The sequence below is a fragment of the Nocardia sp. PLKS1-43 genome (genome assembly GCF_059510335.1).
Window position 1 is genome coordinate 1,432,171 of the sequence record NZ_JCAJZQ010000001.1, and the last position, 24,507, is coordinate 1,456,677.

At 68.8% G+C, this 24,507-nt stretch carries 19 protein-coding genes; 16 read left to right on the forward strand and 3 right to left on the reverse strand.

All coding sequences use genetic code 11. From position 1 onward, the window contains the following. Positions 1-46 precede the first annotated feature (46 nt). The 11 genes from nuoD to AC5WS7_RS06925 all read left to right on the forward strand — a co-directional run bounded on the left by nuoD (position 47) and on the right by AC5WS7_RS06925 (position 15,083). On the forward strand, positions 47-1,369 hold the full coding sequence (gene nuoD / locus AC5WS7_RS06875; protein ID WP_495953452.1) for an NADH dehydrogenase (quinone) subunit D: 1,323 nt from the start codon (positions 47-49) through the stop codon (positions 1,367-1,369). Further along, on the forward strand, positions 1,366-2,100 hold the full coding sequence (nuoE, locus tag AC5WS7_RS06880; protein WP_495953453.1) for an NADH-quinone oxidoreductase subunit NuoE: 735 nt from the start codon (positions 1,366-1,368) through the stop codon (positions 2,098-2,100). The genes nuoD and nuoE overlap by 4 nt, the downstream gene beginning before the upstream one ends. Then, positions 2,097-3,461, forward strand: a complete 1,365-nt coding sequence (gene nuoF, locus AC5WS7_RS06885; protein WP_495953454.1) for an NADH-quinone oxidoreductase subunit NuoF — start codon at positions 2,097-2,099, stop codon at positions 3,459-3,461. The genes nuoE and nuoF overlap by 4 nt, the downstream gene beginning before the upstream one ends. Beyond that, complete coding sequence (locus tag AC5WS7_RS06890; protein WP_495953455.1) at positions 3,458-5,905, forward strand: NADH-quinone oxidoreductase subunit G; 2,448 nt, start codon at positions 3,458-3,460, stop codon at positions 5,903-5,905. Before nuoF ends, AC5WS7_RS06890 begins: the two co-directional genes overlap by 4 nt. A 186-nt stretch (positions 5,906-6,091) precedes the next feature. Continuing rightward, positions 6,092-7,897, forward strand: coding sequence for an NADH-quinone oxidoreductase subunit NuoH (nuoH, locus tag AC5WS7_RS06895; RefSeq protein ID WP_495953456.1), 1,806 nt, complete (start codon positions 6,092-6,094; stop codon positions 7,895-7,897). A gap of 232 nt (positions 7,898-8,129) precedes the next feature. Then, positions 8,130-9,002, forward strand: a complete 873-nt coding sequence (locus tag AC5WS7_RS06900; RefSeq protein WP_495953457.1) for an NADH-quinone oxidoreductase subunit J — start codon at positions 8,130-8,132, stop codon at positions 9,000-9,002. A gap of 17 nt (positions 9,003-9,019) precedes the next feature. Then, positions 9,020-9,319, forward strand: a complete 300-nt coding sequence (gene nuoK, locus AC5WS7_RS06905) for an NADH-quinone oxidoreductase subunit NuoK (RefSeq protein WP_495953458.1) — start codon at positions 9,020-9,022, stop codon at positions 9,317-9,319. Between the two features lies 1 nt (position 9,320). Then, positions 9,321-11,210 (forward strand): NADH-quinone oxidoreductase subunit L, encoded by a 1,890-nt coding sequence (nuoL, locus tag AC5WS7_RS06910; RefSeq protein ID WP_495953459.1) that lies wholly within the window; start codon positions 9,321-9,323, stop codon positions 11,208-11,210. Between the two features lie 64 nt (positions 11,211-11,274). After that, positions 11,275-12,948: an NADH-quinone oxidoreductase subunit M gene (locus AC5WS7_RS06915; protein WP_495953460.1), complete on the forward strand. Its 1,674-nt coding sequence runs from the start codon at positions 11,275-11,277 to the stop codon at positions 12,946-12,948. After that, positions 12,945-14,570 (forward strand): NADH-quinone oxidoreductase subunit NuoN, encoded by a 1,626-nt coding sequence (gene nuoN / locus AC5WS7_RS06920; protein ID WP_495953461.1) that lies wholly within the window; start codon positions 12,945-12,947, stop codon positions 14,568-14,570. The genes AC5WS7_RS06915 and nuoN overlap by 4 nt, the downstream gene beginning before the upstream one ends. 153 nt (positions 14,571-14,723) lie before the next feature. Further along, on the forward strand, positions 14,724-15,083 hold the full coding sequence (locus AC5WS7_RS06925; protein ID WP_495953462.1) for a VOC family protein: 360 nt from the start codon (positions 14,724-14,726) through the stop codon (positions 15,081-15,083). 111 nt (positions 15,084-15,194) lie between these two features. On the opposite strand, the gene AC5WS7_RS06930 is transcribed toward AC5WS7_RS06925, so the two are convergent. Further along, positions 15,195-15,638, reverse strand: coding sequence for a hypothetical protein (locus AC5WS7_RS06930; protein ID WP_495953463.1), 444 nt, complete (start codon positions 15,636-15,638; stop codon positions 15,195-15,197). A gap of 234 nt (positions 15,639-15,872) precedes the next feature. Here AC5WS7_RS06930 and AC5WS7_RS06935 point away from each other — a divergent pair, with 234 nt between their 5' ends. The 4 genes from AC5WS7_RS06935 (at position 15,873) to AC5WS7_RS06950 (ending at position 20,609) form a co-directional block, all read left to right on the forward strand. Continuing rightward, positions 15,873-16,724 (forward strand): alpha/beta fold hydrolase, encoded by an 852-nt coding sequence (locus tag AC5WS7_RS06935; RefSeq protein WP_495953464.1) that lies wholly within the window; start codon positions 15,873-15,875, stop codon positions 16,722-16,724. 39 nt (positions 16,725-16,763) lie between these two features. After that, positions 16,764-18,713, forward strand: coding sequence for a hypothetical protein (locus tag AC5WS7_RS06940; protein ID WP_495953465.1), 1,950 nt, complete (start codon positions 16,764-16,766; stop codon positions 18,711-18,713). A gap of 121 nt (positions 18,714-18,834) precedes the next feature. Next, complete coding sequence (locus AC5WS7_RS06945) at positions 18,835-19,971, forward strand: ABC transporter permease (RefSeq protein ID WP_495953466.1); 1,137 nt, start codon at positions 18,835-18,837, stop codon at positions 19,969-19,971. A gap of 167 nt (positions 19,972-20,138) precedes the next feature. Then, complete coding sequence (locus tag AC5WS7_RS06950; protein WP_495953467.1) at positions 20,139-20,609, forward strand: nitroreductase family deazaflavin-dependent oxidoreductase; 471 nt, start codon at positions 20,139-20,141, stop codon at positions 20,607-20,609. A 342-nt stretch (positions 20,610-20,951) separates the two neighbouring features. Here AC5WS7_RS06950 and AC5WS7_RS06955 read toward each other — a convergent pair whose 3' ends face one another. Beyond that, positions 20,952-22,178: an MFS transporter gene (locus AC5WS7_RS06955; RefSeq protein ID WP_495953468.1), complete on the reverse strand. Its 1,227-nt coding sequence runs from the start codon at positions 22,176-22,178 to the stop codon at positions 20,952-20,954. Between the two features lie 33 nt (positions 22,179-22,211). Continuing rightward, positions 22,212-22,604 (reverse strand): Chromate resistance protein ChrB, encoded by a 393-nt coding sequence (locus AC5WS7_RS06960; protein ID WP_495953469.1) that lies wholly within the window; start codon positions 22,602-22,604, stop codon positions 22,212-22,214. Between the two features lie 445 nt (positions 22,605-23,049). Between AC5WS7_RS06960 and AC5WS7_RS06965 the strand changes: the two genes are divergently transcribed. Then, positions 23,050-24,498 (forward strand): glycosyltransferase family 39 protein, encoded by a 1,449-nt coding sequence (locus AC5WS7_RS06965; RefSeq protein WP_495953470.1) that lies wholly within the window; start codon positions 23,050-23,052, stop codon positions 24,496-24,498. The last annotated feature ends 9 nt before the right edge of the window (positions 24,499-24,507 follow it).

A 24,507-nucleotide genomic window follows, 5' to 3' on the forward strand; every position in this document is an offset into this window, starting at 1 on the left:
GCGCGGCTGCATCGTCGAAGCCCGACGAGCGGAGGACGCAAAGCTGATGAGCGAGATCGATACCCGGCGCGAACAGCAGCCGGGCGAAACCACCGTCACCGTCGTCGGCCAGGATTGGGACGACGTGCGTGAGGCGCTCGACGGCGCGGCCGAGGAACGCATCGTGGTCAACATGGGTCCGCAGCATCCCTCCACGCACGGCGTACTGCGGCTGATCCTCGAGATCGAGGGCGAGACCGTCACCGAGGCCCGCTGCGGTATCGGCTACCTGCACACCGGCATCGAGAAGAATCTCGAATTCCGCAGCTGGGTGCAGGGAGTCACCTTCGTCACCCGCATGGACTACCTGTCCCCGTTCTTCAACGAAACCGCCTACTGCCTGGCGGTGGAGAAGCTGCTGGGCATCACCGAGGCGATTCCCGAACGCGTCAACGTGATTCGGGTGATGCTCATGGAGCTCAACCGGATCTCCTCGCACCTGGTGGCATTGGCCACCGGCGGGATGGAGCTGGGCGCGCTGACCCCGATGCTGTTCGGATTCCGTGAGCGCGAACTGATCCTGGACATCTTCGAGACCATCACCGGCCTGCGCATGAACCACGCCTACATCCGTCCCGGCGGCCTGGCCCAGGATCTGCCCGAGGACGGGGTGCAAAAGATCCGAGACCTGTTGTCTCTCATGCCGACCCGGCTGCGCGATATGGAGCTGCTGCTCAACCAGAACCCCATCTGGAAGGCCCGCACCCGCGACGTCGGCTATCTCGACCTGGCCGGGTGCATGGCCCTGGGTATCACCGGGCCGATCCTGCGCGCCACCGGCCTGCCGCACGATCTGCGCAAATCCCAGCCGTACTGCGGATACGAGAACTACGAGTTCGACGTCATGACCGACACCGGCAGCGACTGCTACGGCCGCTACCTCATCCGCGTCAACGAGATGCGCGAATCGCTCAAGATCGTCGAACAGTGCCTCGGCAAACTCCGGCCCGGCCCGATCATGGTGGAGGACAAGAAGATCGCTTGGCCCGCGGACCTGGCGCTGGGCCCGGACGGCCTGGGCAATTCCCCGGAGCACATCGGCACCATCATGGGCACCTCGATGGAGGCGCTGATCCACCACTTCAAACTCGTCACCGAGGGGATGCGGGTGCCGCCCGGGCAGGTGTACTGCGCGGTCGAATCCCCGCGCGGCGAACTCGGCGTGCACATGGTCAGCGACGGCGGCACCCGCCCCTACCGGGTGCACTTCCGCGACCCCTCGTTCACGAATCTGCAGGCTGTGGCCGCGATGTGCGAGGGCGGCATGGTCGCCGACGTCATCGCGTCGGTGGCGAGTATCGACCCGGTGATGGGCGGTGTGGACCGATGACCGAGATCATGTTGAAGCTGACCACCCGCCCGATCCCGTATCCGGCCGAGGTGCACGACCGCCTCGCCGCGGACGCCCGCAAGATCCTGGACTGCTATCCGCAGCCGCGCTCGGCGCTGCTGCCGCTGCTGCATCTGGTGCAGAGCGTGGAGGGATATGTCTCGGGCACCGGAATCGGTTTCTGCGCAGAGCAATTGGGCCTGACCGACGCCGAGGTGACCGCGGTGGCCACCTTCTACTCGATGTACCGCAGCACCCCGACCGGGGACTATCACGTCGGGGTGTGCACCAACACGCTGTGCGCGGTGCTCGGCGGCGACGAAATCCTCGCCGCGTTGAAAGACCACCTGGGCATCGGGCACGGCGAGACCACCCCCGACGGCAGCATCACGCTCGAACACATCGAATGCAACGCCGCCTGCGACTACGCGCCGGTGCTGATGGTCAACTGGGAGTTCTTCGACAACCAGACCCCCGAATCCGCCCGCGCCCTTGCCGATTCGCTACGCCGTGGCGAACCGGTGACCGGCACCCGCAGCGGTCTGCCGGTGTGCACGTTCCGTGAGACCGCCCGGGTGCTGGCCGGATTCCCGGACGAACGTCCCGGAGCCACCGACGGCGAACCCGGCGCGCCCACCCTCGCGGGACTGCGCGTCCCACGCGACGCCGATTACACCGAACCGCCTGCGCCCCACCATGAATCGGGCACATCCGAGGGGAGCGACCGGTGAGCCTGACCCCCGTTCTCACCCGCTACTGGGACCAACCGCGCTCCTGGACGATGGACAGCTATCGTCGTCACGACGGCTACCGCGCACTGTCCAAGGCGTTGCGCATGGAACCGGACGAGGTCATCTCCACGGTCAAGGACTCCGGGCTGCGCGGACGCGGCGGCGCCGGATTTCCCACCGGTATGAAATGGGGTTTCATTCCCCAGGAGCGCGGCGACTCCGCACCACAGGGATCGGGTCCGCGGAGTCCCGCCGCCAAACCGCACTACCTGGTGGTCAACGCCGACGAGTCCGAACCCGGCACCTGCAAGGACATCCCGCTGCTGTTGGCCACCCCGCACGCCCTGATCGAAGGGGTGATCATCGCCTCGTACGCGATCCGCGCGGCCCAGGCGTTCATCTACGTGCGTGGCGAGGTCGTGCCGGTGCTGCGCCGGCTACAGGTCGCGGTCGCCGAAGCCTATGCCGCGGACTACCTCGGACACGACATCCTCGGCTCGGGATACGACCTGGACGTGATCGTGCACGCCGGCGCCGGCGCGTACATCTGCGGTGAGGAGACCGCGCTGCTGGATTCGCTCGAGGGCCGGCGCGGCCAGCCCCGGCTGCGCCCGCCGTTCCCGGCCGTCGCGGGCCTGTATGCCTGCCCGACCGTGGTCAACAACGTCGAATCCATCGCCAGCGTGCCCTCGATCATCCACCGCGGCGTCGACTGGTTCCGCGCGATGGGCTCCGAACGCTCCCCCGGATTCACCCTGTACTCGCTGTCCGGGCACGTCACCCGGCCGGGCCAGTACGAGGCGCCCCTGGGAGTAACACTGCGCGAGTTGCTCGGCCACGCCGGGGGCGTGCGCACCGGGCACACCCTGAAATTCTGGACCCCCGGCGGATCGTCCACCCCGCTGTTCACCGCCGAACACCTCGATGTGCCGCTGGACTACGAGAACGTCACCGCGGCCGGATCCATGCTGGGCACCAAGGCATTACAGATCTTCGACGACACCACCTGCGTGGTGCGGGCGGTGCTGCGCTGGACCGAGTTCTACGCGCACGAGTCCTGCGGCAAATGCACACCCTGCCGCGAAGGCACCTACTGGCTGGTGCAACTGCTCGAACGCATCGAAACCGGCCAGGGGAGCGGCGCGGATCTGGACAAGCTGCTCGACATCGCCGACAACATCAACGGCAAGTCGTTCTGCGCGCTCGGTGACGGCGCGGCCAGCCCGATCTTCTCCTCGCTGAAGTACTTCCGTGAGGAATACGAGGAGCACCTGCGCGGCGGCTGCCCGTTCGACCCGGCCCGCAGCACCGCGTGGGCCTCCGCCGACACCGCCATCGCTGAACGAGGAGGCGCGCGATGACCGCCACGGTCCCCACCGACACCAGCGGCGTCACGCCCGCGGACATGGTGAGTCTGACCATCGACGACACCACCGTCAGCGTGCCCGCCGGGACGCTGCTGATCCGCGCCGCCGAACTGATCGGCATCCAGATCCCCCGATTCTGCGATCACCCGCTGCTGGATCCGGTCGGCGCGTGCCGGCAATGCCTCGTGGAGGTCGAAGGACAGCGAAAACCGGTGGCCTCCTGCACGATTCCGGTGACCGAAGGCATGGTCGTGCGCACCCAGCTCAGCTCCCCCGTCGCGCGTAAGTCGCAGGAGGGGGTGATGGAACTGCTGCTGATCAACCATCCGCTGGACTGCCCGGTGTGCGACAAGGGCGGGGAATGCCCGCTGCAGAACCAGGCGATGTCCAGCGGGCGCGCCGAATCGCGCTTCGAAGGCGTCAAACGCACGTATCCCAAACCCATTCCGCTGTCGAGCGCGGTGCTGCTGGATCGCGAGCGGTGTGTGCTGTGCGCGCGCTGCACCCGCTTCTCCCAGCAGGTCGCCGGTGATCCGTTCATCGAGCTGATGGATCGCGGTGCGCTGCAACAGGTCGGCATCGCCGACGGCGAACCGCTGGACTCCTACTTCTCGGGCAACACCGTGCAGATCTGCCCGGTCGGCGCGCTCACCGGAACCACCTACCGGTTCCGGGCCCGGCCCTTCGACCTGGTGTCCAGTCCGGCGGTGTGCGAGCACTGCGCCTCGGGTTGCGCGCAACGCACCGACCATCGCCGCGGCACCGTGCTGCGCCGCCTCGCCGGTGACGATCCGCAGGTGAACGAGGAGTGGAACTGCGACAAGGGCCGTTGGGCGTTCAGCTACGCCACCCAACCCGACCGGCTCACCACACCGCTGGTGCGCGGCTGGGACGGCACCCTCGCACCCGCGTCCTGGTCCGAGGCCCTGGCCCGCGCCGCGGAGGGTTTGGCCTCCGCGCACGGTAACGCCGGTGTGCTGGTCGGCGGCCGCAGCACCCTCGAGGATGCCTACGCGTACGCGAAATTCGCGCGAATCGCGTTGGGCACCAATGACATCGACTTCCGGGCCCGAGCACATTCGGCCGAGGAGGCGCAATTCCTGGCCGCCCGCGTCGCCGGGCAGGGCATGCGCGTGAGCTACGCCGCCCTCGAGGCCGCGCCGATGGTGCTGCTGGCCGGATTCGAACCCGAGGAGGAATCCCCGATGGTGTACGTGCGGCTGCGCAAGGCCGCACGCAAACGCGGCCTGCGCGTCTATTCGCTGGCCGCGTACGCCTCACGCGGGCTCGGGCGCATGGCCGGAACGCTGATCCGCACCGTTCCCGGCGAGGAACCGCATCTGCTCGAGGCGCTGCGCACCGGCGGCGGACCGGCCGGCCTCGACGCCCCACGGGAATTGCTGCGCGCGCCCGGCGCGGTGATCCTGGCCGGGGAACGCCTGGCCACCGTGCCCGGCGCGCTCACCGCCGTCGCGCGGCTGGCCGACGACACCGGCGCGGAACTGGCGTGGGTGCCCCGGCGCGCGGGCGAGCGCGGCGCACTCGAAGCCGGAGCGCTGCCCGATCTACTGCCGGGCGGACGCCCGGTCACCGATTCGCGTGCCCGCCAACAGATCAAGACCGGATGGGACGTCGACGAACTGCCCGTGGCTCCCGGGCGCGACACCGCGGCCATCCTCGCCGACGCCGCCGCACTCGGCGCGCTGGTCGTGGGCGGAGTGGAGGTCGCCGACCTGCCCGACTCCCGCGCGGCGCTCGCGGCCATCGACGCCGCCCGCTTCGTGGTGGCCCTGGAACTGCGCACCAGCGCGATCACCGACCGGGCCGATGTCGTGTTCCCGGTCGCCACCGCCATGGAGAAGGCGGGCACGTTCCTGACCTGGGAGGGCCGCAGCCGCGAATTCGACGCCGCCCTCGCCGATCCCACCGTGCGCCGCCAGGCCGCCCAGCTGGCCGACCACCGCGTGCTGCACGCCCTCGCCGAGGAGATGGGCGTCCGGCTCGGCCTGCCCGATATCGCCTCGGCCCGTGCGGAATTGGCGAATCTCGGCACCTGGGACGGACCGCCGGCCGCGGGACCGGACACGTTGCCCGAACCGGTCCCCGCCCCCAAACCCGGGAGCGCGGTGCTGGCCGGCTGGCGCATGCTGCTGGACGAGGGCCGCATGCAGGACGGTGAGGCGAACCTGGCCGGAACCGCACGGCCACCGGTGCTGCGCCTGTCGCACGACAGCGCGGCCGCGATCGGCGCCAGCACAGGGGATCCGGTACGCGTCAGCACCGATCACGGCCACCTCACCCTGCCCCTGGCAGTCACCGATATGCCCGACCGGGTGGTGTGGCTGCCGCTGAATTCGCCCGGTTCGGCGGTGTACGAACACCTCGCCGTCACCCCGGGGCACCTGGTGCGGATCCGACGGGAGGACCACCGTGAATGACATCGTGAGACCCATACGCGCGCAACGCCTCCCGTCCGCGGCGGCGGATCCGTCCCCGTCGAGCCCGATGCGACCGCGTCCCGGATTCACCGAAACCGGCTCGTCCGCCGAATATTTCGGACCTGCCCCCTACGCGGACGGTGCGATTGCCGAAATATTCAGCCCGACCGTCGAGGAGGTCCGGTCGTGACCGATCTGAATGCCTTCGGGCACGACCCGTGGTGGCTGGTGATCGTGAAATGCCTCGCGATCTTCGTCTTCCTGCTGCTCATCCCGATGCTGGGCGTCTACGTCGAACGCAAGATCGTCGCGTTCATGCAGATGCGCGTCGGGCCGGACCGGGTCGGCCCGCACGGGACCCTGCAATCCATCGCCGACGGGGTCAAGATGCTCCTCAAGGAGGACATCGTCCCGGCGATCGTGGACAAACCGATATTCATTCTGGCGCCGGTTATTTCGCTGATTCCGGCGGTGATGGCGTTCGCGGTGATGCCGTTCGGGCCGCAGGTCTCGATCTTCGGCACCAGCACACCGCTGCAACTGACCGATATGCCCGTCGGGGTGCTGTACATCCTGGCCATGGCCTCCATCGGGGTCTACGGCATCGTGCTGGCCGGATGGGCCTCGGGCTCGACCTATCCGCTGCTGGGCGGGCTGCGCTCGACCGCGCAGGTGATCTCCTACGAGATCGCCATGTCCGCGTGCTTCGCCGCGGTATTCCTGCTGACCGGCACCATGTCGACCTCCGGCATAGTCGCGCACCAGTTCGGCACCTGGAATGTGTTCCTGCTGCTGCCCTCGTTCGTGATCTACGCGGTCTCGATGGTCGGCGAGACCAACCGCGCACCGTTCGACCTGCCCGAGGCCGAGGGCGAGCTGGTCGGCGGCTTCCACACCGAATACTCCTCGCTGAAGTTCGCGATGTTCATGATGGCCGAGTACATCAACATGGGCACCGTCTCGGCGCTGGCCACCACGCTGTTCTTCGGCGGCTGGCACGCGCCGTTCCCGCTGAATCTGTGGGCGGGCGCGAATTCGGGCTGGTGGCCGCTGCTGTGGTTCACCGCGAAGGTGTGGGTGTTCCTGTTCGTGTTCATCTGGCTGCGCGGCACGCTGCCGCGGCTGCGCTACGACCAGTTCATGAATCTGGGCTGGAAGCTGCTGATCCCGGCCTCGCTGCTGTGGGTGATGTGCGTGGCCGTGCTGAAAGTGTTGCAGGACAACGGCTATCACGTGCAAACCGCCGGACTGGTGATCGGCGGCATCGTGCTGACGCTGTTACTGCTCGCGGCGGTGGTGCGCGCCGGGCTGCGCGGCAACGACCGGTCCGCACGCACCGAAACCTCGCCCCCCGCAGGCGAATACGCCGGGTTCCCGGTTCCGCCGATGCCCACGACGCCGCCCCCGCGCGGTCCCAAACCCGGTCTGCTCGAACCGTTCGGCGGATTCGCGGTCACCTTCCTGACCATGTTCAAAAAGCCCAACACCGAGTTCTATCCCGAGGTCAAGGAACCCACCGCACCCCGCTATCACGGCCGGCACCAGCTCAACCGGCACCCCGACGGGCTGGAGAAATGCATCGGCTGCGAACTGTGCGCCTGGGCGTGCCCCGCGGACGCGATCTACGTCGAGGGCGCGGACAACACCGAGACCGAACGCTTCTCCCCCGGCGAACGATACGGCCGTGTCTATCAGATCAACTATTTGCGCTGCATCGGCTGCGGACTGTGCATCGAGGCGTGCCCCACTCGCGCGCTGACCATGACCAACGAATACGAACTCGCCGACGACAACCGCGCCGATCTGATCTACGAGAAGGATCGGCTGCTGGCCCCGCTCGAGCCCGGTATGACCCTCCCGCCGCACGCGATGGTGCCCGGCACCACCGAACAGGACTACTACCTCGGCACCATCGATGTGCTGGGAACCCTTGCCGCGGGCCAGGATCCGAACCAGCCGCCCGAACGCCGCACGGAAGGAGCGTTGCGATGAACCCGGCATCGTGCCCGGATCGGCCCGGCGCACCCTGCACCCGGATCGGGTCGGCCTACCGTGTCCTCGAACCGGTGAGACTTCGCTTCGATCAGCACACCGGTCGTGATTCGATCCCGTCGAGCTTCGGAACCGGTTGCGGCGCTGAGCTTCCCGCAATCGCCCGATGCCCCGGGGACCGCCGCATCCGCACCGCGGCGCACGAGGTCATCGGCATCGAAGGAGGCGTGCGATGACAACCGCTGCGACACACCTGGTTTCGGCCACCCAGCAGATGCCGCTGGCCGCGCACGCGGTGCGCGCCTCCACCGGGGAGGCGGTGCTGTTCTGGGTGCTGGCCGTGGTCGCGGTCGTCGGCGCGGTCGGCATGGTGACCGCACGCAAGGCGGTCCACGCCGCGATGTGCCTGGCCGGCACCATGATCACCCTGTCGGTGTTCTACATCGCCGAGAACGCGCTGTTCCTGGGTGTGGTGCAGATCGTGGTCTACACCGGCGCGGTGATGATGCTGTTCCTGTTCGTGCTGATGCTCGTCGGCGTCGACTCCTCGGAATCGCTGCGCGAGACCCTGCGCGGGCATCGCGTCGCGGTCCTGGTGGTCGGGATCGGCTTCGGGCTGATCCTCATCGCCGCCATCGACCGTGGCGTACGCGATCATTCGGTCGCGCGCCCCGGGCCGGGCTTCGGCCAGGACACCATCGCCGCACTGGCCGAACTGATCTTCGTGCGGTACGTGTGGGCGTTCGAACTCACCGGTGCGCTGCTGATCACCGCCACCATCGGCGCGATGGTGCTCGCGCACCGTGAACGGTTCGGGCCGCGCACCGACCAGCGCGAGATGTCCGAACGCCGTGTGCGCCAAGGGGATCGGGTCACCCCGCTGCCCACCCCGGGCGTCTACGCCAGGCACAACGCGGTCGATGTCCCCGCCCGCCTGCCCGATGGCTCGTTCGCCGAACTGTCGGTCAGCACGATCCTGCGCCACCGCCGCAACCGCGCGAATACCGAAGCCGCGGCCATCGGCGTCGGTCGCGGCGATCCCGACGACAACGTCCACTCCGGAAACGGCGACGGTTCCGGCAACGACGAGCCCACGCACGGCTGAGAAAGAAAGGCTCTGCGGTGAATCCCGACAACTACCTGTATCTCTCGGCACTGCTGTTCACCATCGGCGCTGCCGGAGTCCTGGTGCGGCGCAACGCGATCGTCGTGTTCATGTGCATCGAGCTGATGCTCAACGCGGTGAACCTGGCCTTCGTCACCTTCGCCCGCGAACGCGGCAATGTCGACGGACACGTCTTCGCGTTCTTCACGATGGTCGTGGCCGCGGCCGAGGTCGTCATCGGCCTGGCGATCATCATGACCATCTTCCGCGCCCGCCGCTCGACCTCGGTCGACGACGCCAACCTGCTGAAGTACTGATATGGATACCGCGCAGATGTTGTGGCTGCTGCCGGCGATCCCGCTGGCCGGCGCGGTGATCCTGCTGCTGGCCGGTCGCGTGTGCAACGCGTGGGGGCATTGGCTGGGTGTGCTGGCCGCGCTCGGGTCGTTCGCGATCGCGGTGTGGGCCTTCGTCGATATGCTCGACCGTCCCGAGGCCACCCGAGCGATCGGGCACGACTTGTTCACCTGGGTGCCCGCGGCCGGATTGCAGGTGCACTTCACGCTGCAGCTGGATCAACTCTCGATGTGTTTCGCGTTGTTGATCACCGGCGTCGGATCGCTGATCCACCTGTACTCGGTCGGGTATATGGCGCACGATCCGGGACGTCGGCGATTCTTCGCCTATCTGAATCTGTTCCTGGCCGCGATGCTGGTGCTGGTCATGGCGGGCAATTACCTGGTGCTGTATCTGGGGTGGGAGGGCGTCGGCCTGGCCTCGTACCTGCTGATCGGATTCTGGTACCACAAGCCCAGCGCGGCGACGGCGGCGAAGAAGGCGTTCGTGGTCAACCGGGTCGGCGATATGGGATTGGCGATCGCGCTGTTCGTCATGTTCGCCACCTTCGGCTCGCTGGATTTCGGGCACGTGTTCGCCGGCGCCTCGCACGCGGGCCAGGGCACGCTGACCGCTATCGGGTTGTTGCTGCTGCTGGGTGCGTGCGGTAAGTCCGCGCAGGTGCCGTTGCAGTCCTGGCTCGGGGACGCGATGGAGGGCCCGACCCCGGTCTCGGCGCTGATCCACGCGGCGACCATGGTCACCGCCGGGGTGTACCTGATCGCCCGCTCGCACGCGATCTTCGACCTGGCCCCCGGCGCCCGCGCGGGCGTGCTGATCGTCGGCGCGGTGACGTTGCTGTTCGGCGCGATCATCGGCTGCGCGAAAGACGACATCAAGAAGGCGCTGGCCGCCTCGACCATGAGCCAGATCGGTTACATGGTGCTGGCCGCGGGCCTGGGACCGGCCGGATACGCGGTGGCGATCATGCACCTGCTCACTCACGGGTTCTTCAAGGCCGGATTGTTCCTCGGCGCGGGATCGGTCATGCACGCGATGAACGACGAAACCGATATGCGCCGCTACGGCGGCCTGCGCGCGCTCATGCCGATCACGTTCGTCACCTTCGGCCTGGGCTATCTGGCGATCATCGGGGTGCCGCCGTTTGCCGGATTCTTCTCCAAGGACCGCATCATCGAGGCCGCGTTCGGGTACGGCGGCGCGAGCGGAGTCACCCTCGGCGCCGCGGCGCTGCTGGGTGCGGGGATCACCGCGTTCTACATGACCCGGGTGATGCTGCTGACCTTCTTCGGCACACGCCGCTGGCATCCGGACACCCATCCGCACGAATCCCCCGTTTCGATGACCGGCCCGATGATCGTGCTCGCGCTGGGCTCGGTGTTCTCCGGCTGGATCTTCTGCTACGGGTCCTCGCTGCAGAACTGGCTCGAACCCGTTGTCGGACAGAAACATTCCGAGGGCGGCATGCCCGCCTGGGTGATCACGGTGCTCGCACTGCTGGTCGTTGCGGCCGGTGTGGTGCTCGCCTACCGCCAATACGGACAACGCCCCGTGCCCGAAACCGCACCGGCGCAGGTCACCGCGCTGACCGTGGCCGCGCGCCGCGACCTGTACGGCGACGCGGTCAACGAGGCCGCCTTCATGCGTCCCGGCGCACGGCTGACCCGTTCGCTGGTCTTCCTCGACACCCGCGGCATCGACGGCCTGGTCAACTCCACGGCCACGGTCATCGGCGCCGTCTCCACCCGAATCCGGCGCGTACAAACCGGATTCGTGCGCTCGTACGCGCTGTCCATGTTCACCGGCGCGGCCCTGGTGGTCGCGGCGCTGCTGGTGGTGAGTTTCCTATGAGCGCCCCATCCATGTTCACCGGTGCGGCGTCGGTCGCCGCCGCCCTGCTCACGGTGAGGTCGATGTGAACTATCCCTGGCTGACAACTCTGTGGGTGCTGCCGCTGGCCGGCGCGGTCGTCGTGGTGGCGGTGCCGCGCGCCTGGCGGACCGCGGCGCGGGCGACCGGGCTGGTGGTGGCGGTGGCCACCCTGGCGATCGCGATCGTGATCGCGGCGCGGTTCACCCCCGGCGGGCCGCAGTACCAGATGGTCGAATCACACCGGTGGATACCGGCTTTCGGAGCGGGATACACCCTGGGCATCGACGGGATCGCGCTGGCGCTGATGCTGCTGACCGCGGCGCTGGTGCCGCTGCTGATCCTGGCCGGGTGGCGCGATGAGGACGAGGTCGGCGGCGGCAGGCGCGTCGCGCACATCTATGTGGCGCTGACGCTGGTGGTCGAATCGATGGTGCTGGTGTCCTTCGTCTCGCTGGACATCCTGCTGTTCTACGTCTTCTTCGAGGTCATGCTGATCCCGATGTACTTCCTCATCGGCGGATTCGGCCCGCACGGCGCGGACGCCCAACTGCGCCGGGCCCGCTCGCGCGCGGCGGTGAAATTCCTGCTGTACAACCTGTTCGGCGGATTGATCATGCTCGCCGCGGTGATCGGGCTGTACGTGCTCACCGCGCGGCAGCACCTGGGCGGGAGCAGCGGCACCTTCGACCTGCGGGCCGTGGTGCAGGCCGCGGCGACCGGACACCTGGGCGCCGGGCCTGCGGTGCTCAACGCGCTGTTCCTCGGATTCATGTTCGCCTTCGCGGTCAAGGCCCCGCTGTGGCCGCTGCACACCTGGCTGCCCGGTGCGGCGGTCTCGGCCACCCCCTCCAGCTCGGTACTGATGATGGCGGTGGTGGACAAGGTCGGCACCTTCGGCATGCTGCGGTACTGCCTGCTGCTGTTCCCGCATGCCTCGAAAACCTATGCGCCGCTGATCAGCGTGCTGGCCGTGGTCGGGATCGTGTACGGCGCGATCGTGGCGATCGGGCAACGCGATGTGATGCGCCTGATCGCCTACACCTCCATCTCGCACTTCGGCTTCATCATCCTGGGCATCTTCGCCATGACCAACCAGAGCGGTTCGGGCGCAACCCTTTACATGGTCAATCACGGCATCTCCACCGCGGCGCTGTTCCTGATCGCCGGATTCCTGGTCTCGCGCCGGGGAACTCGCCTCATCGCCGAATTCGGCGGGGTGCAGAAGGTCGCGCCGGTACTGGCCGGGACCTTCCTGATCGCGGGCCTGGCCACGCTGTCGCTGCCGGGCCTGGCGCCGTTCGTCAGCGAATTCCTGGTCCTGGTGGGCACATTCACCCGATACCCGGTCGCGGCGGTCTTCGCGACCAGCGCGCTGGTCCTGGCCGCGCTGTACGTGCTGTGGATGTACCAGCGGATGATGACCGGTCCGGTGAAGGCGGGCAACGAGCGGCTGCGCGATCTGCTGCCGCGCGAACTCGTGGTGGTGGTGCCGCTCATCGCCGCGCTGCTGTTCCTGGGCGCGTATCCGAAACCGCTGCTGGACCGGATCGATCCGGCCGTCGCGGGAACGCTCAGCACGATCGGAGCCCACGATCCCGCACCGGCGGTACCGCAGGCCACCTCCGAGCGCAACGGCTCAGGCGCAACCGCCCGACCGCCCGGGGGCGCGCACGCCGCCACCGCTCCGGCTCCCGCGAACGGAGGTACTCGCCCGTGAATTCCCTTCTCGCCGCATCGGTTCCGGCACCCTCGATCGAATACCGCGACCTGTCACCGATGCTCGTCGTATTCGGCGTCGCCGTCGTGGCGGTACTGGTGGAGGCATTCGCGCCGCGCGCGTGGCGCTACGCGTTGCAACTGCTGCTGGGCGCGGCCGGGCTCGTGGTCGCCCTGGTCCTGGTGATCGGGCTCGCGGGCACGCACAGCACCGCGATGATCGGCGCGGTCGCGATCGACAACGTGACCCTCGTGCTGCAGGGCACCATCCTGGTGACCGCCCTGTTCGGCATGGCGCTGATGGCCGAACGCGGTATCGAACCCCGCCTGGGTCGCGCTACCCGCGAAGGTCCGGGCACCTGGAGCCGCAGCGCCGCCCTGGCCGCCGGGGCCCGCGTGCCGGTCGACGCGTTCACTCCGCAGGCGTCCGCGACGCCGGGCAGTTCGGACGAGATCGCCGCCGCGCGTGCGGGAATCACCACCACCGAGGTGTTCCCGCTCGCCCTGTTCGCCGTCGGCGGGCTCATGTTGTTCCCGGCGTCCAACGATCTGCTGACCGCGTTCGTGGCGCTCGAGGTGCTCTCGCTGCCGCTGTATCTGCTGTGCGGGCTCGCCCGCCGCCGCAGGCTGCTCTCGCAGGAAGCGGCGCTGAAATACTTCCTGCTGGGCGCGTTCTCCTCCGCGTTCTTCCTGTACGGGATGGCGCTGCTGTACGGCTACGCCGGAACCGTCCGGTTCTCCGGCATCGCCGACGCGCTGGGCCGCGACACCGGCTCGAAAACCCTTGCGGTGCTGGGCCTTGCGATGCTCGCGGTCGGACTGCTGTTCAAGATCGGCGCGGTGCCGTTCCAGTCCTGGGTGCCCGATGTGTATCAGGGCGCGCCGACCTCGGTCACCGCGTTCATGGCCGCGGGCACCAAGATCGCGGCCGTCGGTGCGCTGCTGCGCGTGCTGATGGTCGCGGTGCCCGCACTGGGCCAGACGTGGCGGCCGATCCTGGCCGCGGTCGCGGTGGCGACCATGGCGGTCGGCGCGGTCATGGCGATCACCCAGGCCGACGTCAAACGCATGCTCGCCTACTCCTCGGTCGCGCATGCCGGATTCATTCTGGTCGCGCTCGTGGCGGCGAACAGCGAGGGCGTCTCCTCGGTGCTGTTCTATCTGATCGCTTACGGGCTCAGCACAACCGGCGCGTTCGCCGTGGTGACCCTCGTGCGTGATCAGGTCGGCGACGAGGCCACCGCCATGTCGGCGTGGGCCGGACTGGGCCGCCGATCCCCCTGGCTCGCATCGATTTTCGCGTTGTTCCTGCTCTCGTTCGCGGGGATCCCGCTGACCAGCGGATTCGTCAGCAAGTTCGCGGTGTTCCAGGCCGCGGCGACCGGCGGCTACGCGTGGCTGGTCATCGTGGGCGTGGTGTGCAGCGCGATCGCCGCCTACTTCTACATCCGCGTGATCGTGCTGATGTTCTTCACCGACCCGCCCGAGGACGCCCCGCAGATCGTTGGGCCGCCGATCACCAGCACGGTGGTCGCGCTCACCGCCGCGGCGACCCTGGTGCTGGGCATCCTGCCGCAATCCGTTCTCGATATCGCCAATCGCGCAACGGAATTCGTTCGGTGAGCCGCTGGGGTTCGCGCGGTCTCGGCCCACCTCGGGGCCGTGTGAAGGCTGACCAGCCATGCGGTCGGCCTCGCCGGTCGGCGAGATGGTCGTCCGGCAACTCGGACCGACGTGTAGCCCGATGATTCCCGGATTCGGCGATAGCCTTCATGAATGATCAACGGTGCGCACACCATCGTCTACGCGGCCGATCCCGAGGCCGCGCGCGAGTTCTTCCGCGACGTTCTCGGCCTGGCACACGTGGACGCCGGACACGGCTGGCTGATCTTCCGCTCACCTCCGGCCGAGCTGGCGATCCATCCGGCCGAGGCCCCCGACAGCGGACGTTGCGAGCTGTACCTGATGTGCGACGACCTCACGGCGACCGTCGAGGAACTTCGGGCCAAGGGCGTCGAATTCACCGACGGCATCACTCGCGAGCGCTGGGGCCTGCGCACCACGCTCACCGTCCCGGGAGCCGGACCGCTCGGGCTCTATCAGCCGACTCACGAAATCGCCCACAGCATCGAATGATTCGCATCGGACACGTCGGCGGCCGTCCGTCCGGGTCGTCGCCCACCGCCGCCGACCCGCCAGTTTCGACCGGCCATCGCCACTTCGTCCCCTCCCCGGCCGGGCACTACGCTACGGCTGTACGCGGTCTCGGAAGTCGTCGCCGAGGCGCTGCGCGAGACAGCGGGAGTGTCGGTCCCGGTCGAGCTGCGAATCGGGTACTCCGACCGCGCGAGCGTAAGCGATACACCGATCACGACCATCCGGGTCGCTGCGCGGATAGCTGAATATCCGTCCCGAGAAGACAACGTATGTCGTGGTCGCGGTATGGAAGTCGACGTACCACGGCCCCGATTCCAGCGTTTCGGCGAAGGCGGCTGCGAGCCGGTCCGCGGCCGATTCGTCCGCCTCGAAGTCGATCAGCGACCAAGTGACGGGCTGCCCTGGGTTACGGGCAGCCGACTGGATCCGGGAAAGAGCGCTTACCGTGAGGTCGAGGTCTGTCAACGTCACGAGCGGGCGGAAACTTTCGACGACGAGCACGCCGCGCAGACGCCCCGAAACGACTTCGGCCATACCGCCGAGCATGCCGGAACATTCGAGGTCTCGCTGACCGTCGACCAGCCACACCGGCCGTTGGATTTCGGCGATCACTACCGGAACCCCTGGAGGGCAGATCCTCTTGCGCTATTCCTAATTATATTAGGTAGTATCCTACTGTGTGCAGGTTTCGTGATGCGGTGCGCTCGATCCCGCTGCACACGCCCAGCCTCATCGGCTTCCGATCCGAACGAAAGACGCACAGCTGCAATGAGATCCGATACCTTCCACGTGCCCGGTGCGAGCATCTACCACGAGATTCGCGGTGCGGGGCCGCTGCTGCTGGTGTTGCCCGGGGGCGGGGGCGATGCCAATGGAGCCGACGAGATGGCCGACCTGCTCGCACCGCACGTCACCGTCGTCACGATGGATGCGCGTGGGTATTCGCGCAGCACGCTCGACAGCGGGCGGGCAGAACAGCAGTACGTGCGGGTGCAGAGCCAGGATGCGTATCTGCTGTTGCGGCACCTCACCGACGAACCGGCCTATGTCCTCGGCGGCAGCGCCGGCGCCATCGTCGGGCTGGATCTGCTGAGCCGCCATCCCGAGGTGGTTCGCGGCCTGCTCGCCCACGACCCGCCCTGTTTCGCGGTGTTGCCCGACGCCGCCGAACACCGCGCCTTCGTGACCGAAGTCGCGCATCTGGCGCGCACGGCCGGCCTGGCCGCCGCGTCACAGCGATTCCTCGACGGCATCGGCGGCGCGATGGCCCCCTCGCCCGGCCTGGGCGAGCTCACGCCCGCCCAGGCCGCGATGTGGGAGCGGCTGGCCGCCAACGCCGCCGTCATGATGCAGTACGAGTTGTGCGAATTCACCTCGTACATCCCCGATTTCGCGACGCTGGCCACCGTCGCCGACCGGCTCGTCCTCGGCGTGGGCGCGCAGTCGCGCCACCTGCTGCCCTCACGACCGGCCGCGCTCATCGCCGAGCGGCTCGGCATCGAGGTCGCCGAATTTCCGGGCATGCACAACGGCGCACGCACCCACACGCCCGAATTCGCCGCACGGGTGATCGAGGTTCTGGGGATACAGCGATATGCCAGGGGCGGCAGCATCCAATAGGCTACCGGGTGTTCGCGTAGCTACGAGGGAGTTTCACCGATGGACAACCCGCACCCGCCCGGAAACCGGCCCATGTCGGTGGCGCCGGACCCCGGCCGGGGCCGGACGCCGGAACCGGATACACCCCGGGGACGCCGACATTCGCTCGCGGATGTGCTGGCGGCGGTCATGTTGTTGCTCGCGACGCTGACCTATCTGGGCAGGTTGGTGTGGGGACTCTCGCAGCCCGGCTACGAGATTCAGGCCCGCGATTTCGGTTCACTGCTGGCCGCGATCATCGCGATCCCGGCCGGCGTGCTGCTGGTGACCGGGATGAAACCTGCCGTGGGCCGGCTCACCGGCGCACTGGGCGCCGGTGCGATGCTGCTGTTCAACGTGGTGAACCTGGCCGGCGGTTCGGTCGATGACGTGATCGGCAAATACGGCACGTGGGCAGCGATTCCGATCGTGGTGACCACCGCGATCGCGATCGTCGCACTGTATCGGGCCTCGTGGTCGCCCGAGGTGCGGATAGTCGCGGCCGACGCACCGCCGGGTCGCGACGAGGAATTCGCCGCGCGCCGGCGCGAGGACGAGTTCGACGCGCCGCGCTATCCGGACGAGTACCCGGCACGACCTCGTCCCGAGGATCGGCCGCTGCCGTCTCGATCCGCCCCCGCTGCCGAGCAGACCGGCGATGTGATCGGCGCGCCTGCGCCTGCGCTCGAGCCGGCCTTCGCCGAGGTGTCGCCGCCCGAACCGTCCGAGCAGGCCGGTCCCGAGCCCGCGATATCCGGACGCCCGGCCCCCGAGCGTCCGAGAGCCGAAGCGGCGCAGAACTTTTCGACTTCCGATGGTCGTGCGACAACCGAGGGTTCGTCGTTGAAACTGCCGGAGATGTCGCTGCCCGAGCCGGGACCGGCCGAGGCGTTCGCGCCCGAATCACCGCTGCCACCGCAGGATCGCGAATCCGGGTTCGCCGCGTCCGGACCGGCCGGATCCGCACCGCATCCGCAGCAGTCCGCACCGGCCGGTGCGCCACGTCCGGCAGCGCCGGAATCCTATGTGCCCGAACGGCTCGCATCACAACCCGCCGCATCCGACTCCGCCGCGAGCGGTCCGGTGCCTCCGCAGCAGGGCCGGAGCGTCGCGCAGACTCCGGCCACCGAGCCGTTCGCACAACCGGATCCGGCGTTGTTGCACGCGGCGACCGACGGCATTCCCGCTGTGCCGCCGGTTGATCCGCCGACAGCGGTGCTGCCGCGCCCGGACTTCACAGCGAATCCACAGCAAGCCCGACCGCCGGTGATCGAACCACCGCGGCCCGGACCGGTCACCGGCGCGCCGCCCGCCGGGCCCGGGACCGCCGAACCGGATCGGCAGGACGGGTTCCGCACGCCGCCACCGTTCCCCCCTCCGGGCGGCGAGCCGCCGCAGCCCGGCCACGTCATCGCGCCGAACGGTCCGTCGCCCGAGACCGCCCCGCTGAACATGGGGCGTCCGGGCACACCGCAACCGCCTCGTTCGGAAGTCCCATCCGGCCGGCCCCGCAACGGTTTCGCGGACACCCCCGCCCCGTATCAGGGAAACCCGCAGCCGGGCAATCCGCCGCAGGGCAACGGTCCGGTCCATCAACCGTTCGGGCCGCCGCAGAACACGCCGTACCCGCCCGGCGACGCGCCGCAGAACTCACTTCGGCTGCCGGGCATCGAGCCCGGACCGGACCGGACCGCGCCGCCTCAGCCGGTGCTGCGGCGGCCCGGGGGGTTTCTGGCCCCGCCGCCGGTCGAGCCGGAGCCGGCCCCCGGGTGGTCGCCGCCGAACCCTGTGCAGCCGCACCCGGACGGCGGACGTCCGCAACTGCACGACGTCTCGGCCTCGGAACGTCCCGGCCCGCACGATCCACAGCCGGCGCACGCCGAGGAGGAAGCGCAACCGCCGGTGTATCTCGATCATCGGCAGTCGCCGCCCAAACGCCTCGCGCCCCCGCCGTGGGCGCAGGAACAGTAATCCGGCGTTCCCCCTCCGAACTCCGCTCTGCCCCGTGGTAGTGCTGCCGGACGTGCCCGAAACCTCTAGGCTGATCGTCATCTGATTCGGCATTTGTGCACGACAGCAAGGAGTTTCAGCGATGGCCAACCCGTATCAACCCGGCCCGGCGCCGATGCCGTCGCCACCGTCCCAGGGTTACGGGTGGCCCGCTCAGCCGGGTATGCCTGTGGGACAGCCGAATTCACCATATCCGGTGCAGCGTCCGGCGGGCTCGGGCTCGCGCAATGTGCTGACTCTGGTGGCCGCTGGGCTGGTGATGCTGGCTCTGGTCATCGGAATCGTTCGTCTGTCCATCGCCGAGGGCGGCGACTGGGTGACCGACTGGTATGTACTGACCTGGGTTGTCCTCGTCGCAACGGCGGTAACCGGCGCGGTCCTGGCGGCTGTCAACCGCAATCCGGCGGCGGCGCAACTCACCGTCGCAATCTCGGCCGGTATGGCGTTCATCGGTCCGTTCAGCACGGTCGTCCTCGGCCCGTCCCAATACGAGGGCGTATCGCGTTTCTGGCTGGCAGTCCCCGCCGCACTGTTGTCTCTGGCCGCGATGGTTCTGCTGTACTTGGCTTCTCGCTCGAAGGCTGCGCAGTCGCCGTCCCGGCCTGCCGCTCCCGCACAACCGGGATGGCCACAGCAGCAACCCGCTCTCGGACAGGCACCGCAGTGGCCGCAGGCTGCGGTGCAGAACCCGCAGCCTCCCATCGGATTTCCCGCACCGCAGCATCCGGCCGGATACGCCCCACCGCCCGTGTACCAGCCCGCCGGTTACCCTCAGCCCGGGTTCGCGCCGCAGCCGCAACAATCGGTTCCCCAGCAGCCGCTGTACTCCTCGCCGCCCCCGCAACAGCCCACGTTCGGAGCGCCGGTGCCGAGTGCGGACCCGACCGTCCTGCGGCAGCCTTCCGGCCCGGCCGAGCCCCAGAGCCCGAATCCCCAGCCGCCCAACCCGTTCGGACAGGGCCAGGATTCCGGCGGTCAGGCCACGGTCCTGCAGCGCCCCGGTGGATTCGGCGCTCCCCCGACCTCCGAGACGCCATCGGCCGCCGCGCAGCAGCCGGACTCGGCGGGCAGGCCTGCCGGCGCACCACAGCCGAGCAGCGCGCCGGACGCATCCTCGGCGAACCAGAACCCGTTCCAGGCAGGGCCGGGGCAACCCGGGATTCCCACGCCCACACCGCAGCCCGCGTCCGAACTTCAGCAGCAACCGCCCGCACAGTGATGTTCCTCCGGCAGGCTGCCGAACATGCTGGAACACAGAAGGTTCGGCAGCCGGTTCGGGTGCGGCGCGCGTCCTGTGTGCGCTGATCCCCCGACGTACCTGCCCGCGCCTCCCCGGATCGGCTATGGTCGGTTCGACCACACACAGGGCGAGTTCGAGGTGCGGATATGTCTCTGTCCGAAGCGTTTACCGCACTGGGTGCCGCAGCGCTTCGCACCCGGTGGGTGGTGCGCGCCCCGATCCGGCTCTACCGCGCCGGATTCGGATTCCTGTTCGGTTCGCGCATGCTCATGATCGAGCACATCGGCCGCCGCAGCGGGCGGCGGCGGTACGTGGTGCTCGAGGTCGTCGACCACCCGACGCCGGATCAGTACGTCATCGTGTCGGGCTTCGGGCGAAACGCGCAGTGGTACCGCAATATCCAGGCGCACCCGGGTGTGCGCGTCTGGGTCGGCGGCCGCCGCGCGATTCCCGGCACCGCGACCGCGATGACGGATCAGGAGTCGGCCACTGCCCTCGACCACTACATCGAGGAACATCCCCGCGCCTGGAAGAATCTGCGCGCCACCATCGAACGCGCGACCGCCGCGCCGGTCGACACCCTCCCGATGGTCCGCGTGCACGTGCCCGCGCACTGACCGAACATGCCGGTCGGACGTCCTGCCGGGCGAACATGGCTCGGGCTCAGTCCACCGCCACCTTCATCTGGGGCATCGTCTGCGACGAACCTGCGGCACAAGGCGGATGACGAGATCGGTGCTTCTCGGCCAGGCCTCCGCACCGGCGCCGCCCGCACCTGTCCCAAGACCGGTCCCGTCGCGTTCAGCGGAGTCCGCTCAGCGCTGTCGCAGATAATTCGTGGAGTCGCCGCACTCGGAAAAGCCGCCTGTCCGGAGTAACTCCACAGCACGAGCCCCCGGTTCCGGCGACGGCTCGGTGCCGAATGTTCTCGGCTATGTTGCTGCGCAGCATATTTCGTGTCACCGGGAGATGCGGCCACGGGTCAATGGCACGAACAACGCCAGCGCGATCACCTGGGTGGCGATCGTGAACACGACGACCCCGGTGACCGAGTGGGCGTAGAGCACGCCGATCAGGGTGGACCCGGCCAGCCACGCGAGCCCGTAGACAGCGGTGAAGACCCCGTACCCGGTGCCCCGCCGGTGCACGGGCACCAGGTCGGCGACCGCGGCGCGCAGGGTCGATTCGTGGATGCCCATCGCCACACCCCACACGACCGCGCCTGCCCATACCGAAGCCGGTGCCGTGGAGAACGACAGCAGCGGCACCACCGCTGACAGCGGCAGTGCGATCACCAGGCCCCGCAATCCGATCCGGTCGTAGAGCCAACCCGACCCGAGGGCGGCCAGCGCGGCGGCGCCCATGGCCGCGGCGTAGGTGACCGGGATCAGCCCGTCGGGCAGCACGTGGCGGGACTGCATGTGGAAGGAGAGCACCCCGAACGTGGCGAACCCCGCCATCGAGACCGCGGTGAACGCCGCGTACAACCAGAACCGTCCCGGCAGCCGGGCATCGATGCCCGGCACGGCGCCGCCGCTGCGGTGGGACGATTTTTCGTAGCCGGCCGGCCGGGGAACGGCACGGCGTAACCAAGCCAGGGTGAGCATGGCCAGCGCGCCGGGAATGGCCAGAACCGCGAATCCGGCCCGATATCCGGAGATCGCGATCATGGCCGCGACCAGCAGTGGCCCCAGCAGGGCGCCGGACTGGTCCAGGGCCTCGTGCACCGCGAACGCCTGTCCGCGGCCGAGTCCGGCGCTGCTGGCCTGGGCCAGCATGGTGTCCCGGGCCGGGGTGCGTATCGCCTTGCCGAACCGCTCGGTGATCACCAATCCCGCAGCGGGCCACAGCCATGTGGTCAATCCCATCAACGGCACCGACACCACCGTCAGCGCGTACCCGGTGATCGACAGCGCCCACCGCCGGCCGGTGCGGTCCGACAACGGCCCGGTGAACAGCCGGAATACCAGCGCGACGGCTTCACCCGCACCGGTGACGAACCCGACCAGCGCCGCCGACGCCCCCAGTGTCGCCAGATAGGGGCCGGTGATCGCGCGTGCGCCCTCGTAGACGAAGTCGGCGAACATGCTCACCACGCCGAAGGCCATCACGAACCGCAACGGCGACAACCGATTCGGGCCCGACCCTTCGCCTACCTGCCGCTCGGTTGGATTATCGGTCGTCATCATCTGAGCATAACGATCGTTATAAATATAGGATCAAGGCTGATCCGGCTCGGCCGCACATACCCGTTCGGGGAACCTTTCCAGTGCCGCGACGCACTCAGCGAGCGCCTCCTCCGCCGCGGACCCTCCGGCCGCAGCGAGCCGGTCGCGGGCGCGGATCTTGCCGAACCAGGCCCGCAGCATGGTCAGCTCCTCGTCGTTTTCCACCAACTCGGCATAGGTGAACTTCTCCGCCGCGGTCTCCCTCCCGATCTCGGCCGGGAAGTCCCGGCATCGAGAGACGACGACTTCCGTATATTCCTCATCGCGGGCCGCGTTCACCGCCGCGACGATCTCCTCCTGTCCCGCCGGCGCGTCCGCGCGCAAGAGTTGCCCGCTGCCGCCTATCTCGCGAATATCGTTGCGCAGCAACCGCAATGCCCGCATACGCGCTCAGCGCCGCCGCGGGCAGCACCGCCACCGAGTTCTGCAGTTACACCGCGCCCAGCCCTGTCAGCCGCTGCCACACCGCCGCCCGCAGTCCCGTCGGCTCCCGATACACCAGCAGCAACCACTCGATCTCATCCGCCATCACCGACAGTCTGTCCACCCGCCGCCGGCAAACCCCGGCCAGTGGAACATCGCTGAACGCGGCTTCGTCGTCACCGGACTCCGCGGCCGGGTCCGAAGTACCGCACTTCGCGGGCGGTCTGCGTCGTGCGCGGCCATCCTGCGGCTCGGGTGGTCGTAGTCGCTCTCATCCGCGAGGATGAGCCGCCTCCCCCGGCATGGTCCTGCGGTCGCATCACGGATGTGTGTGCCGGGTGATGTGCCCGGCTGCCCGAGCCGGGCAGGATCGGGCAGGAGGAGTTCGCGCGAGGGAGGTTCGGCGGTGCAGCTCACAGTGCGGTCCGAGACCCGTGCCCCGGCGGTGCCCGCGTTCGCCGGATGGGCGGTCGGCGCGGTCGCGGGGGTTGTTGGTGTGGTTCATCTGGTGTGCAGTGTGCGCGGCGGTTACTGGTTCGACGAGGCGTACATGGTGGCGATCGGCCGGTCCCACCTGGCGTGGGGGTCGGCCGACCAGCCGCCGCTGGTTCCGGCGCTGGCGGGTGCGCTGGATCGGCTGACACCGGGTTCGCTTGTGCTGCTGCGGATTCCGGCTGTGCTGGCCACCACGGCGGCGGTGCTTCTCGCGGCGCTGATCGCGCGGGAATTCGGCGGCGACCGGCGCGCGCAACTGCTCACCGCCGGGGCGCAGGCGACCGCGCTGTGGGCGAATCTGGTCGGGCATTGGCTCACCCCGTACACACTCGAACCGGTCCAGTGGCTGACGCTGACCTGGCTGCTGGTGCGGTGGGTGCGGGTTCGCCGGGATCGGTTGCTGCTGCTGGTCGGCGTGGTCGCCGGTGTGGCCGCGGAGACGAAGTTCCAGGTGCTGCTGCTGTGCGCGGTACTGCTGGCCGCAGCGGCGATATTCGGGCCACGTGAGCTGCTGCGCCGCCCCCTGCTGTGGGCCGGGGCGGGAATCGCGGTGCTGCTCGCCGCGCCGACGCTGCTGTGGCAGGCGCACAACGGCTGGCCGCAGTTGCGGATGGGTTCGGTGGTGGCCTCGGAGGCCGAGGCGCTGTACGGGGGACGTCCGGGCGTGACGTTGTCGCTGATCGCGGTGGGCGGTGTGGCCGGAACGGCGTTGTCGCTGTACGGATTGTGGCGGCTGTTGCGGGCTCCGGAACAGCGTCCGTATCGTTTCCTGGGAGTCGCGGCGATCGTGCTGTTCGTTTTCTTCGTCGTCACGGTCGGGCGCCCGTACTACCTCGACGGCATCTACGCGCCGCTGTGCGCGGCGGGCGCGCTCGGATTCCAGCGGCGCCGACTGGCCGGCGGCCGCTGGGGATGGGTAGCGTGGCCCACGTACGCGCTCAGCGCCGCCGCGGCCGCGGGTATCGTGGCGATCTCCGGTTCGGCCGCCGAACCTGGTGCGGCACAGACGATTGCGCAGCGAGCCGCGAAGTCCTATCACGATCTGCCCGAGCAGGATCGCCGGGACACGATCATCATGGGGCAGTCGTACATCGTCGCCGCCTATATCGATGTGTACGCCCGCGCCGGGCTGCCTCCCGCGTACAGCAGCAACCGCGCGTACGGATACTTCCCCGCCCCACCGGATTCCGTGCGCAGCGTGCTGTACGTCGGGTCGGACATCGACGAGTTGCGGGGCCGCTTCGACCAGTGCCGCACCATGATCGGCGATGATTCGAGTCAGAAGGTGTGGTGGTGCACGGGGCCGCACGAGTCGTGGTCCGAGATGTGGCCGCGGCTACGGCATTTGAGCATGACCTGATCCCGCTGT